This is a genomic window from Paraburkholderia sp. JHI869, assembly GCF_038900775.1.
In the GTDB taxonomy this organism is placed as follows: Bacteria; Pseudomonadota; Gammaproteobacteria; order Burkholderiales; family Burkholderiaceae; genus Paraburkholderia.
In genome coordinates this window covers 1-256 of sequence record NZ_JAYMSC010000124.1, presented here as the reverse complement: position 1 = coordinate 256, position 256 = coordinate 1, and the positions used below count along the sequence as shown (strand labels likewise).

Genomic DNA, 256 nt, shown 5'->3' with positions numbered 1-256 from the left:
ACGGATCAAAGCTTGTTTGCCAGCTCCCCGTAGCTTTTCGCAGGCTACCGCGTCCTTCATCGCCTGTGATCGCCAAGGCATCCACCACATGCACTTGTTCGCTTGACCCTATAACGGGTGCGTCTCTCGCGAGAACACAATCGTTACAGGTTGAGTATTCGTGTTGCGCCGTATTTCAAGGCAATCTTTCGATCACTTAAAAATACATTGATACAATCACAACCCTGATTCACCTACTCCACACCCATCTCTAAGT

Annotated in this window: 1 rRNA gene; it reads right to left on the bottom strand. The window is 48.8% G+C overall.

The annotated features are described in order from the left end of the window. Positions 1-108: ribosomal RNA gene (locus VSR72_RS44160) — 23S ribosomal RNA — on the bottom strand; the annotation flags it as partial. Positions 109-256 lie beyond the last annotated feature (148 nt).